Raw genomic sequence first — 14328 nt, forward strand, 5'->3', positions numbered from 1 at the left:
GCCGGGGGCGGATGTGAGGCCGAGGGAGGCCGGGCGGGAAGTGCGGCCGGGGGATGCCCGGGCGGCCCGGAGGCTTGCCGTCCCGGTTCCGTCGGCTCTCAGCGGCCGTACGTGTCCTCGCAGATCCGGGCCTCTCTGCTGCCCGCCGGCCAGCCGCCGTACCCACGGCCTAGCGCGCACACATCGTGCGGGCCGACGCCCCGGGCCTGCGGCAGCGCAGGCAGCACACCGCGCGGGACGCCGGGGAGTTGCTGAGGCGGTGTCCGGCGCGGTGGTGGCGTGGTCCGCTCCGGTGACCGGGGCGCCGGCGCGGGTTCCGCCGCCCGCCGGTTCTGCGGAGGAGCGGCGGACGGAGGCGCGGGAGAGGCGAGCCGGCCCGGTGACGGGCTCGGCTCCGCGATGGCCTCCAGCGCCTCGCGGCCGGGCGGCTGCACGACCTGCGGGAACACGTCCTGGGCCGGTCCGCCGCGCTCCGCCTTCACAGGCCGGTGCGGGTCCACCTGCGGGGCGACCGTCACGCACCCGGAGACGGCGGTCACGGCCACGCCGACCAGGAGTTTCGTGGTGAATCTGGTTCGCTGCACGCGGTAACTCTGCGGTGCGCGCGGCCCCTACGGCAGCCCGTGCGCGAGGAATGGCCCGCACGAGTGACCCGGTCAGCACAGCGCCACGGCCCGGCTTCACCAGGCGCGGCCGGCGTCGGAAAGCGCGGCCGGCCGGAACGGCTAGTCGCCCGTCGCGCCGTCGATGCGTTCCCGCACCAGGTCGGCGTGGCCGTTGTGGCGGGCGTACTCCTCGATCATGTGCGTGTAGATCCAGCGCAGGCTGAACGGCTCGCCCGCCGAGCCGACGCCCTGCGAGAATTCGTCCAGGCCGTAGCCGGCGGCGCTCTTCCGGGCCGCCGCTATCTCCGCCCGCCACACGGACTCCGTCCCGGCCCAGGTGGTGGACTCCGTCACCTTGAAGTCTGCGTCCGGGTCCTCCTCGGTGGAGTAGAGGTCCGACAGCTCCTCGCCCGCCAGGATCTCGCGGAACCAGAAGCGCTCCACCTCGGCCAGGTGCTGTACGAGGCCGAGCAGGGTGAGCGCGGAGGGCGGCACGGACGCCTCGCGCAGCTGCGCGTCCGTGAGGCCCTCGCACTTCATGGCGAGCGTCTCGCGGTGGTAGTCCAGCCAGCCCTCCAGCATGGGGCGTTCGGCTGCGTCGAGGGCGGGTTCGGATCGTTCTGCGGAAGTCATCCGGTCATCCTGGACCGTGATCACGATCCTGGCCAGGCATTTCTTCGCCGACCGGCCGCCGGAAGCGGCGCGGCGGCGGCCCCGTATGCTGCCGGGCAACGGAACTTTCGGAACGTCGGCACGGCGAGAGGGAGACCCCTGTGAAGGTCGGTTGCATCGGGCTCGGCGACATCGCGCAGAAGGCGTACCTGCCGGTGCTGAGCGCTGTCCCGGGGGTCGAGCTGCACCTCCAGACCCGTACGCCCGCCACGCTCGACGCGGTCGGCGACACGCACCGCATCCCGGTCGGCGCCCGCCACACGACCCTGGACTCGCTGCTCGCCGAAGGGCTCGACGCGGCCTTCGTGCACGCGCCGACCGCCGTCCACCCGGAGATCGTCGAGCGGCTCCTCGGCGCCGGGGTCGCCACCTATGTCGACAAGCCGATCGCGTACGAGTACGCCGAGTCCGAGCGGCTGGTGAACCTCGCCGAGGAGCGGGCCGTCAGCCTGGCCGTCGGCTTCAACCGCCGCTTCGCGCCGAGCTACTCCCAGTGCGCCGAGCACCCGCGCGAGCTGGTCCTGATGCAGAAGAACCGCGTCGGCCTGCCCGAGGATCCCCGCACCCTGGTGCTCGACGACTTCATCCATGTCGTCGACACCCTGCGCTTCCTGGTTCCCGGACCCGTCGACCACACCACCGTGCGCGCCCGGATCGTCGACGGGCTGATGCACCACGTGGTGCTCCAGCTCTCCGGTGACGGCTTCACCGCGATCGGGATGATGAACCGGCTGAACGGATCCACCGAGGAGATCCTGGAGGTCTCCGGCCGGGACACCAAGCGGCAGGTCCTCAACCTCGCCGACATCGTCGACCACAAGGGCCGGCCCAGCGTGCGCCGGCGCGGTGACTGGGTGCCGGTGGCGCGGCAGCGTGGCATCGAGGCGTGCGTCCACGCCTTCCTGGACGCGGTCCGCGCGGGCGAGGTGCTCAGTGCTCAGGACGCTCTGGCGACCCATGAGCTGTGCGAGCGGATCGTCCGGGACTCCCTGGAGCAGGCCTCCTCCTGAGCGCCCGCATCCCTTCGGCGGCGCACAAGGCGGCCAGCGCCGCCAGCGCCCCGTACACCGCCCAGTCGCCGAAGCGGGTGTAGAGCGTGGTGCCGCGGGTCAGCGGTACGTCGTACACGGCCGCCGCGCTCTCGTCCGTACCGAGCGGCTCACCAATCCGCTCGCCGCGCGGCCCGTGGACGGCACTGATCCCGGTGAGCGTCGCGTGGACCATGGGCCGGCCGCTCTCGGCGGCCCGCAGCGCCCCGAGCGAGGCGTGCTGGGCCGGGGCCCAGCTCTCCTGGAAGGTCGAGGTGGCGGACTGCGCGACGAGCACCTGAGCGCCGTCGCGCGTCAGCCGCCGGCTCATGTCCGCAAACGCCGACTCGAAGCAGACGAGCGGACCGATCCGCAGCCGTCGGTCGCCGTCGGGCAGGGCCATCACCACCTGCCGGTCGCCGCGCAGCCGGTCCTCGCCCGCCGCCTTGCCGACCGAGGTGGCCCAGCCGAGCAGCGAGCGCGCCGGGACGTACTCACCGAACGGCACCAGGCGCATCTTGTCGTACCGGTCGCCGGTCGGACCGTCCGGTCCCACCAGCACCGCCGACTTGAAGATCCCGCTCCGGCCCGACCCGTCCGTCTGCCGGGCATCCACGTTGACCAGCAGATCGGCCCCGGTCTCCCGGGACAGCGCCGCGAGCCGCCGCGTGGTCTCCGGGTCCTTCCAGGCGCCGGCGCCGATGCTGCTCTCGCCCCAGACGACGAGGTCGACGTCCCGGCCCGCGACCGTACGAGTCAGCTCCTCGCCACGGGCCAGGCGCCGCTCGACGCTGTTCGGGCCGGCGATGACACCCGGTTGTACGACGGCGATCCTGGCCGTCCCCGTGGTGGCGGGCTGCGGAGCCCAGGCCCATGCTCCGATCACGGCCGGCGCGCAGAGGACCAGCAGCACTCCGGCCGTCGTCCGGGCTGCGGTCCGCGCGGTCACCAGCAGCACGAGCGCCGTGTTGACCGCCACCACCAACAGGCTCACCAGCCACACCCCGCCCACCGACGCCACCCGCAGCGCCGGCCCCACCTCCCACTGACTCGCCCCGAGCAGCCCCCACGGCCCGCCGAGCCCTTCCCAGGAGCGGACCAGCTCGATCACCAGCCATCCCGAGGGCACGGCCACCACCGCGGCGGCGGCCCGCAGCAGAGACGGCGCGCCGCCGAGCAGCCGCCCGGCCAGTACGCCCCACGGAGCCCACAGCAGACCGAGCAGCGCGGCCAGCAGCACGATGAAGACGTGCAGGCTCGGCATGAGCCAGTGGTGCACGGCGATGACGAACCCGATGCCACCGGTCCAGCCGTCCAGCGCCGCCCGCCGTGTCGTCGCTGCCGAGCGGATCAGCAACAGCCAGGGAACGAGCGCGACGTAGGCCAGCCACCAGAGCGAGGGCGCGGGAAACGCGAGCGCGGGCAGCGCTCCGGCGAGCAGCGCGGCAACTGACCGGAGCCAGCCGGAGGCGGGAAGCGACCACCGACCGGACTGCTTTCCGTCGAGCGCTGGGCCCTCGGTCGGCGACTCTCCGCCGGATGCCAGGTCTCCGTCCGGTGGCTGCCCGTCGGACGCCGGACCCCCGACCGGCCGCCGACCCTCGGACGCCGGACCCCTTCCGCCCCGCATCCGCATGCCGTGCCCTCCTCGTCCCGCGCGGGTGAGCAGCCGCGTGATCTGCCGCGTGATCTGCAAGGTCAGCCTTGTGTACCCAGTGTGGGGGAGGTGATCCCCACCGGACACAGGACGCGGCCGGGCCCCCGCCGGAAGGGACGGTTCAGGCGGGGCCGGGTGTGCGGCGCCACTTCTCGTGGACGGTGACCGTACGGATCCGCCAGCCGGGCTCCGTACGGTGCAGCTCGAAGGTGTACCGCCCGCCGGAGACGAAGTCCGGCGCGGTGTCACCGGAGCCGGAGGCCTCGTCCTCGCGCGCCAGGCGCATCGGGTTGAGGTAGTCGGCCCGCACCTGCGCCCGGTCGCCCGGGTAGCCGCCGAGGTCCTCCACGTCGATGCGCCGGTTGACGATCAGGTGCTGGCGGATCGGGAAGAGGCGCATCGTCCCGGTGAGCCACCGCGCCATCTCGTCCGCCGGGCCCTCCACCCCGCCCGCGCCCGTGTAGTCCGCGCGGCCGTCCGGCGTGAACAGGGCCTCGTACGCGGGCCAGTCGCCGTCGTCCACGGTCACCGCGTATCCGGTGATCACATCATCGATGGCGAGCCGGTCCATCACGGTCGCGAGTGCCACACGCTGTGTCATCGGTCAAGTCTCGGTCAAGCCGCCCGCCACGCCAAGGGCCTTGCGCTATTGGAAAGTCGACAAGGTGACCGCTCGGAACCCGCCGGAAGGCACCCCGAACCCGGCCCGTCAGCAGGGCACCACCGCGACCGGACCCAGCGCGTGCGTGACCGTCGTCTGTGCCACCGGCGAGAGGCCGAGACCGAGCGACTCCCCGCCCTTGCGGCGGCCGATCACCGTCAGTGCCGCCGTCGCGGAGGCGGTGACCAGGGTCCGCGAGGCGGACCCGTTGACCGGCTCCCGTACCACCTCCACCTGCGGATACCGCTCCTCCCAGCCGGCGGTCACCTCCGCGAGGCCCCGCTCGGCCGAGCCCGCCGCGCTCTCCCGGTCGAAGACGGGTCCGCCCGCGAGCATCGAGGAGAACATCGTCCAGCCGTGCACGATCCGCAGCCGCGCGCCCGGCCGGGCGGCAGCGGTGGCGAAGGCGAACTCCAGGACGGCCTCGCTGCTCTCGTCGGCTGCGACGCCCGCCACGATGTCCGTGTAGGCCGACCCGTCGTCCTGCGGCCGGTCGTCCTCGTCCGAGACGCTGTCCTGCACGATGACGACGGGACAGCTCGCCATGGAGGCGGTCGCCAGGCTGTTGGATCCGATCATCAGCGACCGGAAGCCGCCGAGCCCGCGCGAGCCGACCACGACCAGCGACGCGTCCCGGGCGAGCGAGACCAGGGCGGCGGCCGGGAAGTCCAGCGGCGCCAGGGTCGCCGGACGCAGCGCCGGAGCGATCAGCTCGCTCCGGCGTACGGACGCGGCGAGGAGCTCGTCCGCCTCGCGCTGCCGGGTCTCCTCGTCGACGTTCCGGGTGAGGGGCATGACGTGGACGATCAGCAGCGGCAGGCGGCGCCGCACGGCCTCCCGTGCGGCCCAGTCGAGCGCCTGCCTGCTGTGGGTGGAGCCGTCGACGGCGGCGATCACGGGAAGATCATGAGTGGTCATGGACCCGAGCGTACGTCGCCGGGCCCACGTGCCCGGCGAGGGCGCCGGTCAGTCGTGGTTGTGGGTGGAGGAGGTGTCGTCCGGCGGCACGCTCCGACCGCCGTCGTTGCCGCTGACCACCACCACGACCAGCGCCACCATGACCCCGACCACCGCGAGCCGGCCGCCGAGGCGCAGCGCCCAGCCGGTCCGCGAGACGGTGGCGCCGGGAGAGAGCGGCAGCTTCTCGGAGCGGCGGGCCGGGCGGAGGAGGCGGACGAGCAGCAGTGCGGCGATCGGCAGCTGGAGCAGCCAGACGCTGGTGCGGAACCAGCCGTCGTACCAGACGTTCGTCCCGTACAGCAGCGTGTGCCAGACGCTCAGCACGTAGACCACGATCACGAACCGGTGCAGGACCCGCCAGGTCTTCGGGCCGATGCGGTGGCGTACGTAGAAGAGCAGGCCGAGCGGTATGGCGAGGTACAGCGCAGCCTGGCCGATCGGGATGGCGATCTGGCCGGTGCCGGAGGTGTAGCCGCCCGGGACGAACGTCTCGATGAAGGCGGTCGTCAGCGCGGAGTTCCAGGAGGCCGTGGAGTGGCGCACCAACTCGGCGCCGAACAGCAGCGCGTGGGCCGTGATCAGCGCGATGGTGTTGAGGCTCGTGGTGCGGTGCAGACGCTCCAGGCGCGGGCCCGAGAGCGGCAGGCGTGACGGGCGGCGGCCGGAGAGCAGGAGGCCGAGGATGACGGTGCCCCAGGCCCAGAGCAGCGCGGACCAGCCGAACGCCTGGCTGAGGAAGTACATCCAGAAGCCGCCCGCGTCGGCCATGAACGGCATCACGGAGACCGTGGAGGAGGTCTTGTCGCGGATGCGTACGTAGAGGAGGACGAAGACGGCCGCCGTCACCAGGAGCGCGACCAGGCCGTCGGGCCAGGAGGCGCGCAGGTCGGAGCGGAGAGTGGTGCGCTGGGTCGGTCGGGGCGCGCGAGGGCCGGGGAGTTGAGCGTCCGGCGACGTGATCTCGGTTGATTCCACGGGGACTTCGGCGGCCGCTGCCGGTTCGGATGCGGGGGGCTGGTTCGTCATGCGGCCTCTTCGGGGGCGTCGGCTGGCGGGGCGGACGCGTCGGCCCCGGGCCACGAGGCGTGTGCGGACGCGTTGTTGGAGCAGTCGGTGGAGGAGAGGCGAAAGTTCCGCCGAAGGTTGTGTGACATGAATCACAGCGGTGGTGGCCGGGGCAAACGGGGTGAACTCCCGTTGTTTCCGCATCTGCTGGTCTTCTCCGCGAGGCGGGTGCTGCTGGCACGATGGCTGCCATGGGAGCCGGAACCGCACTCCGCCTCGCCCGCACCGCGCTGTTCGCGGTCGTGTGCGTCGCCGTGTCCGGGCTCGGCCATGCCCTGATGTCCGGCGGTCCGCTGCCGCTGCCGTCGCTGCTCGCCGTCCTCGTACCGGTCGCCGCCGCAGGCTGGTGGCTCGCCGGCCGCGAGCGGAACGCCGCGGTCACCGTATCGGCCCATGTGCTCGGCCAGTTGGCGCTGCACGCCCACTTCGCCGCCTCCGCCACCGGAGGCGCGCACCACGCGCACGGTTCGATGCCCCACGCCTCCCACACCGGCCCGGCCGGCGACGTCTCGCACCGGATGGAGCTGCTGGCGGCCTTCGACGCCTCGGTGTTCACCACCGGCATGGCCGCCGCCCACGCGGTGGCCGGTCTGGTCTGCGGCTGGTGGCTGTGGCGCGGCGAGGTGGCGCTCGCCCGACTGGGCCGCTGCCTGGCTCTCTCCGTACGGGCCCCGCTCCGGACGGCCTGGCGCCTCTGGTCGGCGACACCGCTCGACGAGGTCTCGCCGGCCCGGCCGCGCACCCGCCGCAGGCCCGGCCGCCGCCCTCAGGACCTCCTGGCCCTGCACGCCATCTCCCGGCGCGGTCCACCGCTTCCCGTCCTCTCCCTGTGACCTCCAGCCGTCCACCCGGTTCCGTGTGACCCGGTGGCGGTACGGGTGTGCGCTCGCGCCCACACCCGTGACAGGCATGCCGGTACCGCCGGACCCGTCCCCAGGGCCCGTCCGCGCGGCCGGCCACGCGGAGCCGCGCGCCGACCACCGCGCCACGGCTCCGCCAGGACGCGAAGGACCGCTGTGACCCTTACTGCCACCCCCTCCCTCCCCGCCCGGCCGCCGACCACTCCGGCGCCCCGGCATCGCGTGTACGCCACCCGCCAGAACGACGTACAGATCACCGACTGGGCGCTGGCCGCCGGCTGCGGTGACCGGGAGGCCGCCGACCGCTTCGTCCGGGCGACCTACGAGGACGTCCGCCGGTTCGTCGCCTACCTCAGCGCCGATGTCCCCGGCGCCGACGACCTCGCGCAGGAGACCTACCTGCGGGCGATGAGCGGACTGGCCCGCTTCGCCGGACGCTCCTGCGCCCGCACCTGGCTCCTCTCCATAGCCCGGCGCGTCGTCATCGACCGCCACCGCACGGCCGCCGTACGCCCGAGGACCGCCGACACCGCCGACTGGCAGGTCGCGGCGGAACGGGCCCAGCCGCGCCACCTTCCCGGCTTCGACGAGTCGGTCGCGGTCTTCGACGCCCTGGCCCACCTGGACCCGGCCCGCCGCCAGGCCTTCGTGCTGACCCAGGTGCTGGGACTCTCCTACGAGGAGGCGGCGGACGCGGCCGGCTGCCCGGTCGGTACGGTGCGCTCCCGCGTGGCCCGCGCCCGCCGCGAACTGGCCGGACAGTGGCGTACGGAACCGGGGGAGCGGGTGACGGTGGCCGCCGGTTCAGACACCCCCTAGCTCGGAGGCCGTCTCCGCCCGGGGCTTCGGCCGGCCCCGGGCGGTACGGCGGCCGCCGTACATCAGCAGCACCGGCAGCAGCAGGCACTGGAGGCTGGCCACCACCCAGAACGCCCGCGCCGAACCGGCCGACTCCGCCGCCGCGTACAGCTGACCGCCCACCACACCGCTGGCGAACGCACCGATCCCCGCCGCCAGCCGCTGCCGTCCGAACACGGTGGCCGGAGGAGCGGAGACGCGGGCCAGCGCCTCCAGGTCGTTCTTCAGGAAGAGCACGATCTCGCCGACGCAGAGCAGCGCCCCGCCCACCGCGATGCCCACGTGCCCGCCTCCGGCGATCGCCGCCATCCCCGCCGTCATGGCGCCGAAACCCCACCGCAGCGCCGCCGGATAGCTCAGAGCGGCGACCCACGCCGCCAGCAGCGGCTGCGCGACGACGAGGAGGGCCGCGTACGCCATGAGCACCACGCCGTAGAAGCCGGCCGACGTCCGGGGGACCGCGTACAACGCCAGGTAGTGCTGGAAGAACATGAACGCGTAGACGCTCACCACCGTGACCAGGAACGGCGAGAGACCGGACCGCTGTTCGCCGGACGGAGGCTCCTGGGACGCGACCGCCTCCGGACGCACCTCATCACGCGGCAGGAACGCCTGCCCCACCCCGACCAGAGCGAACAACCCGGCGACACAGGTGAAGAGGACGCCGGGCGAGCCCATCACCAGCGGCGCGGCGGCCGGAGGGCCGAGCGCCATTCCCGCGTTGAACGCCGAACTGCTCGCCGACAACAGCCTCGGCCGGTCCTCGTCGGGCGAACCGGCCACCAGGTACGCCTTGTTGGCGGGCAGGTAGAGCGCGGCGCCGGCCGACACCAGCAGCAGCGCGCCGATCGCCAGGACGGGACTGGTCAACCCCGGTACGAAGGAAGCGAATCCGGCCGTCCGCAGCGCCAGCGCCAGCAGCATCGACCGCCGCAGACCGATCCGCGCGGCGACCGGCCCCGCGACCACGCCGCCGGCGAACTGGATCAGCGAGGCCACCGCCAGCACGAAGCCGACCGTGCCGAGCCCGAGGCCGAGCCGCTGGTGCAGCAGCACCGACATGTACGGCAGCACGGCGAAGCTGCCGAGCGTGATGAGGAAGGAGCCGGCCAGGAGGAAGAGTTGTGGTCTGGTGAACCGCCCTTGCTTCCTTGTCCGTTCCGCGTTCACCCGGTCCTCACGGCGTGTCCGCCATCACCGGCCGCACCCGGACCGCCGCGCTCCACGCCCGGTGCTGCGCCAGCTCTGCTGTCGCCGCCTCGGCCAGCACCATGCCGGTGCACCCGCGCTGATCGCCCACGTGCGGCAGGTGCTCGCCCGGTTCGCGTACGGGAAACCACTCCACGGACCCCGGAAAGGCGGCGAGTTCACCGAGACCGTGCCAGCCCTTCAGGACACCGGCCCGGTCCGCGTAGACGAGAACGAAACCGTACGCGGGTCCCCGGCCGTCGAGTTCGGCGTCGAGCAGTCCCGGCCGGCGGCCGAGCGCCTCGTCCATCATCGCCGTGTACACATTGGTGTTCAGCGTCCGGCAGAGCACCTCACCGACCAGCGCACCGCCGATCCGCCGGTTGATCTCCACCAACTCCGGCCCCTCCGAGGTCAGGATGAACTCCACATGAGCGAACCCTCCCCGGTGCCCGGCGGCTTCGAGGACCCGGCCGACCCACTCCTCGATCGCGGCCCGCATCTCGCCCGGCAGTGCCACCGGAAAGGCCGCGACCTCCTCCCGTACCACCGCCGTCCGGGACGTCTGACGGCTCAGCAAGCCGAGCAGCCGTGTGGTCCCCTCCCAGCTCAAGGTCTCCGCGCTGTACAGCGGACCGGCGAGGAACGCCTCCGCGAACAGCGCACCTTTCAGGCTCTGTTGAGCGGACTCCGCCAGCGCCCGGTGCAGCTCCTCCTCATCGTGCACGATCCACACTCCGCGCGAGGAGGTGCCCGCCGAGTCCTTCAGGACTGCGGGCAGACCGACCGTACGCAGGACCGCCTCCGCGCCCTCCGGGCCGGGCGCCACAGCCACGGCCGTCGACCGGCTCAGCCCCTGCGCGTACAGCGCCTCGCGGACCCGGCGCTTGTCCCGCAGCAGCCGGACCGCCTCCGGGTCCGGTCCCGGGAGCCCCAGTTCGGCGGCGAGGTCGGCGGCCGGGACGCTCCAGGTGTCGGTGGTGTTGATCAGGCCGGCGAGCGAGGACACGGAGGCCAGCGCGCGGCGGACCGCCTCCGGGTCGTCGGTGTCCACGTCCACCACGTCCAGCGCGTCGGGCGGCAGGACGGCCAGCTCGTGGCGGTACACCGAGCGGTCGCCGGTCAGCAGGCAGAGCCGGTGGCCGGTCTCCTCGGCGGCCTCGGCCATCCGGCCGAGCCCGAAGGACAGGGACTCCAGAGCGGCGATCGTCACGGCAGCATCTCCACGGTCGGTACGGAGGAGGACGAGGCCTGTTCGGGCAGGCGGGCGGCCTTCGGTGCGGCCCGCCGGCCCCACTCCATCACCGACCACGGCGGCCGCAGCGCGTCGAGCGACTCGATGGGCCGGGGACGCAGTGCGGCCGGGTCCAGCGCCTCGGTGTGGCGGGAGAACACCCGCTCGGCATAACGGTGTCCGGTGTCCGCGCCCAGCACCACATGCAGTCGGCCCGGATCGCGCGCCGCCTCCCAGGAGGCCGCCAGGTGGGCCGCACCGGTGGACAGACCGGCGAACACCGCGTGTCGGCGCAGCAGTCCGACCGCACCGGCCATGGCGTGACGGAAGTCCAGCCAGTGCACGGTGTCGTAGAGCTCGTGGTGGACGTTCCCGAACGGGATCGAGCTGCCGATGCCCGCGATGATCGCCTCCGGGTCGCTGAACTGCTCGCTGCCGAAGGTGACGCTGCCGAACGGCTGGATCCCCACCAGCCGGACCGCCCGCCCCGACTCCCGTAGCGCGCGGGCCAGTCCACCGGTCGACGCACCCGTGCCCACCGCACCCACCACGGTCAGCGGGCCTTTTGGCAGTGAGGCGGTGAGCAGTTCGGCGAACTCCCGGTACCCCTCGTGGTGCACGGCGTCGTGGTACTGCCGCATCCAGTGGAAGTCCGGCCGTTCGGCCAGGAGTTGGCGCACATGGCGGACGCGCAGCTCCTGGTCCAGCCGCAGACTCTGCGACGTCGGCATCTTGTCCACGGTCGCGCCGAGGATCTCCAACTGGGCCAGCATCGTGGCGTCGACGGTGGTGGAGGCCACGATGTGGCAGCGCAGCCCGTAGCGGTGACACGCCATGGCGAGCGCCACCGCGTAGATACCGCTGGAGCTGTCCACCAGCGTCTGGCCCGGCACCACCCGGCCCCGGCGCAGCAGCGAACGGACCGCGCCGAGCGCCGCGTACACCTTCATCGTCTCAAACCGCGCGAGCACCACCTCGCCGTCCAGCCGGATCAGATCCGGCGTCTTCACGGCGTCGGTGATGTGCTCGTGAACGGTCGCGGTGGCGGCGGACTGCCGCGCGTGGGACCTCACTTGCGCCGTCCTCGGACGATGAGCCGGTCGGAGTGCTGGTCGTAACCCGAACCGTCGAAGCCGCCGAAGCACTCCACGTCGGTGAAGCCCGCCCCATCGAAAAGCGCGTGCAGCTCGGCGGCGGAGTAGAGCCAGGAGTGGATGGAGGCCGTACGGGCCGAACTCCCTTGCACCAGCGTCCAGTCGGTGCGCAGCCGTCGCCAGCTGTCGAGGACGGTGTCGCGCTGGACGACGTACGCACCGTCCGGCAGTTCCACCACCTTCGGCCGCCCGATCCAGCCCGCCAGCACCTCCTTGCCCATCACGTCGACCAGCAGCTGCCCGCCGGGTGCGAGGCTCTCGTAGGCGTTGCGGAGCACCTGGAGGTTGTCCTCGGCGTCCGCGAAGTAGCCGAACGAGGTGAAGACGTTGAGCACGACGTCGAAGGCGCCCGGCTCCGCGTACGTGAGCATGTCGGCCCGCTCCAGCCGGACCTCGGCGCCCGCCGCGTCGCAGATGTTCCGGGCCCGCTCCAGCATCGACGGCGAGAGGTCGACGCCCGTCACCGCGTACCCGCGCGCCGCCAGCGGCACCACGAAGAGGCCCGGACCGCAGCACAGGTCCAGCACCCGTGAACCCGGTGGGAAGTCCAGCAGAGGCGAGGAGGCGACGAGAACGGCGGCGGACTCGGCCCGCGCGGGCGGGAACATCGTCGAGGCGAAATCGGACCAGAGCGCGTCGTCCTCGTACCAATGCATGCCTGTCGGCCTCCTCCCGGCCCTCGTGGGGCCGCCGTGCCGCCGCGGCTGTTCGCCGGGCCTCGTTCTCCAGTAGTCGGCGGTCCGGGCCGGGAAGTTCCCGGCCGAGAAATGTCCTACGATCACCGGGCGGAGGCGGGCCGGACCGCACGCGGAGGGAGCCGAGGACGATGAGCTGGACCGAGGTGCCGGTGGACACCGGACCGGCGGCGGGAGCCGTGCTGCTGAGCGGTATCCCGGGCAGCGGCAAGTCCACCGTGGCCGCCGCGCTCGCCGCGCGGTTCACGGCCTCGGCCCACATCGAGGTGGACGCGCTCCAGGAACTCATCGTCACCGGCGGGCGCCGGCCCTCACCTGAGCCGGACGTGGAGGCGGACCGGCAGATCTTCCTGCGCGCCCGCAACGCCTGCCTGCTGGCGGACAGTTTCGTCACCGCGGGCTTTCTGCCGGTCATCGACGACGTGGTCGTGCGCCGGGCCCATCTCGACTTCTACCGGCGCCGGATCGCCGCCGGACCGCTGCACTGCGTGGTGCTCGCACCGGGAGCGGCGAAGGCCGGCGAGCGCAATCGCGCCCGGGACAAGAGGCTCACGACGGACTGGTCGTTCCTGGATGCGGCGATGCGCGCCGAACTGGCCGGCGACGGCGTCTGGATCGACAACGCGAGCCTGACGGTCGAGCAGACCGTGGACGCGGTCCTCGCGGCGACAGGGCTCACGGACCGCTGACCGGCGTTGTCAGACCCTCGCTCTACGGTGGTGACATCTATCCGCGCTGCTGGCTGCTGCGCTGCTGGATCGGCCCTGCCCGGCTGCTCCCGGGCAGGGCCGCACAACCGAGACCGTCAGCCCGCGGACTCACCCGCGTGCGGGCTCAGCGCACCGGTGGAGACGAGGATGAAGATGAGGATACCGAGCGCCACCCGGTAGTAGACGAACGGCATGAAGCTCTTGGTCGTGATGAACTTCATGAACCACGCGATCACGGCATATCCGACGAAGAACGCCACCACGGTCGCGAAGATCGTCGGCCCCCAGGACACATGGCCCTCACCGACGTCCTTCAGCTCGTAGGCGCCCGAGGCGAGTACGGCCGGGATGGCCAGCAGGAAGGAGTAGCGGGCGGCCGACTCGCGGGTGTAGCCCATCAGCAGACCACCGCTGATGGTCGCGCCCGAGCGGGATACGCCCGGGATCAGCGCCATCGCCTGGCAGAAGCCGTAGATCAGGCCGTCGCGGATGCCGAGGTCCTTGAGCGTCTTGCGCTCCTTCACCGCGCGGTGCTTGCCGCCGTCCTCGTCGCGTGCGGCCAGCCGGTCGGCGATGCCGAGGACGATGCCCATGACGATCAGTGTCGTCGCGATCAGCCGCAGGTCGCGGAAGGGGCCCTCGATCTGGTCCTTGAGCGTGATACCGAGCACGCCGATGGGGATCGAGCCCACGATGACCAGCCAGCCCATCTGGGCGTCGTGGTCGGCGCGCATCTCCTTGTCCGTCAGCGAGCGGAACCAGGCCGACACGATCCGTGCGATGTCCTTGCGGAAGTAGATCAGCACCGCCGCCTCCGTGCCGATCTGACTGATCGCCGTGAAGGCCGCCCCCGGGTCGTGCCAGCCTGCGAACGCGGCGGTCAGCCGCAGATGGGCGCTGGAGGAGATCGGCAGGAACTCGGTCAGTCCCTGAACGAGTCCCAGGACGAATGATTCGAACCAGCTCATGGGGCTTTGGCCA

Annotated in this window: 15 protein-coding genes; 4 read left to right on the forward strand and 11 right to left on the reverse strand. The window is 72.5% G+C overall.

Features of this window, described 5'->3' with window-relative positions; translation table 11 throughout:
- Positions 1-98: 98 nt before the first annotated feature.
- Together ABZ267_RS25325 and ABZ267_RS25330 are read right to left on the reverse strand one after the other, a co-directional pair.
- Positions 99-584, reverse strand: coding sequence for a hypothetical protein (locus tag ABZ267_RS25325; protein ID WP_356751210.1), 486 nt, complete (start codon positions 582-584; stop codon positions 99-101).
- A gap of 141 nt (positions 585-725) precedes the next feature.
- Positions 726-1238, reverse strand: coding sequence for a DinB family protein (locus tag ABZ267_RS25330; RefSeq protein WP_356751208.1), 513 nt, complete (start codon positions 1236-1238; stop codon positions 726-728).
- Between the two features lie 140 nt (positions 1239-1378).
- On the opposite strand from ABZ267_RS25330, the gene ABZ267_RS25335 reads away from it, so the two are divergent.
- Complete coding sequence (locus ABZ267_RS25335; RefSeq protein ID WP_356751206.1) at positions 1379-2287, forward strand: Gfo/Idh/MocA family oxidoreductase; 909 nt, start codon at positions 1379-1381, stop codon at positions 2285-2287.
- On the opposite strand, the gene lnt is transcribed toward ABZ267_RS25335, so the two are convergent.
- The 4 genes from lnt to ABZ267_RS25355 all read right to left on the reverse strand — a co-directional run bounded on the left by lnt (position 2208) and on the right by ABZ267_RS25355 (position 6609).
- The gene (lnt, locus tag ABZ267_RS25340; protein WP_356751248.1) at positions 2208-3941 is read right to left on the reverse strand and encodes an apolipoprotein N-acyltransferase; all 1734 of its coding nucleotides are present in this window, start codon (positions 3939-3941) and stop codon (positions 2208-2210) included. The genes ABZ267_RS25335 and lnt overlap by 80 nt on opposite strands.
- A gap of 142 nt (positions 3942-4083) precedes the next feature.
- The gene (locus ABZ267_RS25345; protein ID WP_356751204.1) at positions 4084-4563 is read right to left on the reverse strand and encodes a nuclear transport factor 2 family protein; all 480 of its coding nucleotides are present in this window, start codon (positions 4561-4563) and stop codon (positions 4084-4086) included.
- A 108-nt stretch (positions 4564-4671) separates the two neighbouring features.
- A complete protein-coding gene (locus ABZ267_RS25350) occupies positions 4672-5541 on the reverse strand; it encodes a universal stress protein (protein WP_356751202.1) in 870 nt (289 codons plus the stop codon).
- A 48-nt stretch (positions 5542-5589) separates the two neighbouring features.
- Positions 5590-6609 (reverse strand): ferric reductase-like transmembrane domain-containing protein, encoded by a 1020-nt coding sequence (locus ABZ267_RS25355; protein WP_356751201.1) that lies wholly within the window; start codon positions 6607-6609, stop codon positions 5590-5592.
- Between the two features lie 221 nt (positions 6610-6830).
- Here ABZ267_RS25355 and ABZ267_RS25360 point away from each other — a divergent pair, with 221 nt between their 5' ends.
- Both ABZ267_RS25360 and ABZ267_RS25365 read left to right on the forward strand, forming a co-directional pair.
- Positions 6831-7481, forward strand: coding sequence for a hypothetical protein (locus tag ABZ267_RS25360; RefSeq protein WP_356751199.1), 651 nt, complete (start codon positions 6831-6833; stop codon positions 7479-7481).
- Between the two features lie 249 nt (positions 7482-7730).
- Positions 7731-8327 (forward strand): sigma-70 family RNA polymerase sigma factor, encoded by a 597-nt coding sequence (locus ABZ267_RS25365; RefSeq protein WP_356751246.1) that lies wholly within the window; start codon positions 7731-7733, stop codon positions 8325-8327.
- Here the strand turns inward: ABZ267_RS25365 and ABZ267_RS25370 are convergent.
- From ABZ267_RS25370 to ABZ267_RS25385, 4 genes are read right to left on the reverse strand one after another with little or no spacing between them, the layout of a single operon-like run.
- Positions 8313-9536: an MFS transporter gene (locus ABZ267_RS25370; RefSeq protein ID WP_356751197.1), complete on the reverse strand. Its 1224-nt coding sequence runs from the start codon at positions 9534-9536 to the stop codon at positions 8313-8315. The genes ABZ267_RS25365 and ABZ267_RS25370 overlap by 15 nt on opposite strands.
- Before the next feature lie 7 nt (positions 9537-9543).
- Positions 9544-10767 (reverse strand): ATP-grasp domain-containing protein, encoded by a 1224-nt coding sequence (locus ABZ267_RS25375; protein WP_356751195.1) that lies wholly within the window; start codon positions 10765-10767, stop codon positions 9544-9546.
- On the reverse strand, positions 10764-11861 hold the full coding sequence (locus ABZ267_RS25380) for a pyridoxal-phosphate dependent enzyme (RefSeq protein ID WP_356751193.1): 1098 nt from the start codon (positions 11859-11861) through the stop codon (positions 10764-10766). The genes ABZ267_RS25375 and ABZ267_RS25380 overlap by 4 nt, the downstream gene beginning before the upstream one ends.
- Positions 11858-12598 (reverse strand): class I SAM-dependent methyltransferase, encoded by a 741-nt coding sequence (locus ABZ267_RS25385; RefSeq protein WP_356751191.1) that lies wholly within the window; start codon positions 12596-12598, stop codon positions 11858-11860. The genes ABZ267_RS25380 and ABZ267_RS25385 overlap by 4 nt, the downstream gene beginning before the upstream one ends.
- A gap of 170 nt (positions 12599-12768) precedes the next feature.
- On the opposite strand from ABZ267_RS25385, the gene ABZ267_RS25390 reads away from it, so the two are divergent.
- Positions 12769-13326, forward strand: a complete 558-nt coding sequence (locus tag ABZ267_RS25390) for an AAA family ATPase (protein ID WP_356751188.1) — start codon at positions 12769-12771, stop codon at positions 13324-13326.
- 116 nt (positions 13327-13442) lie between these two features.
- Here the strand turns inward: ABZ267_RS25390 and ABZ267_RS25395 are convergent, their stop codons facing one another.
- Positions 13443-14315 (reverse strand): undecaprenyl-diphosphate phosphatase, encoded by an 873-nt coding sequence (locus ABZ267_RS25395; protein ID WP_018516128.1) that lies wholly within the window; start codon positions 14313-14315, stop codon positions 13443-13445.
- Between the last annotated feature and the right edge of the window lie 13 nt (positions 14316-14328).

Origin of the sequence: Streptomyces sp. NPDC006174 (genome assembly GCF_040614075.1) — a bacterium.
Classification (GTDB): Bacteria; Actinomycetota; Actinomycetes; order Streptomycetales; family Streptomycetaceae; genus Streptomyces.

What these genes read in the sequence shown, in the direction of transcription:
- ABZ267_RS25330 (WP_356751208.1), bottom strand. Translation starts at nt 1,238, where the DNA reads ATGACTTCCGCAGAACGATCCGAACCCGCCCTCGACGCAGCCGAACGC.
- lnt (WP_356751248.1), bottom strand. Translation starts at nt 3,941, where the DNA reads ATGCGGATGCGGGGCGGAAGGGGTCCGGCGTCCGAGGGTCGGCGGCCG.
- ABZ267_RS25345 (WP_356751204.1), bottom strand. Translation starts at nt 4,563, where the DNA reads ATGACACAGCGTGTGGCACTCGCGACCGTGATGGACCGGCTCGCCATC.
- ABZ267_RS25350 (WP_356751202.1), bottom strand. Translation starts at nt 5,541, where the DNA reads ATGACCACTCATGATCTTCCCGTGATCGCCGCCGTCGACGGCTCCACC.
- ABZ267_RS25355 (WP_356751201.1), bottom strand. Translation starts at nt 6,609, where the DNA reads ATGACGAACCAGCCCCCCGCATCCGAACCGGCAGCGGCCGCCGAAGTC.
- ABZ267_RS25360 (WP_356751199.1), top strand. Translation starts at nt 6,831, where the DNA reads ATGGCTGCCATGGGAGCCGGAACCGCACTCCGCCTCGCCCGCACCGCG.
- ABZ267_RS25385 (WP_356751191.1), bottom strand. Translation starts at nt 12,598, where the DNA reads ATGCATTGGTACGAGGACGACGCGCTCTGGTCCGATTTCGCCTCGACG.
- ABZ267_RS25390 (WP_356751188.1), top strand. Translation starts at nt 12,769, where the DNA reads ATGAGCTGGACCGAGGTGCCGGTGGACACCGGACCGGCGGCGGGAGCC.
- ABZ267_RS25395 (WP_018516128.1), bottom strand. Translation starts at nt 14,315, where the DNA reads ATGAGCTGGTTCGAATCATTCGTCCTGGGACTCGTTCAGGGACTGACC.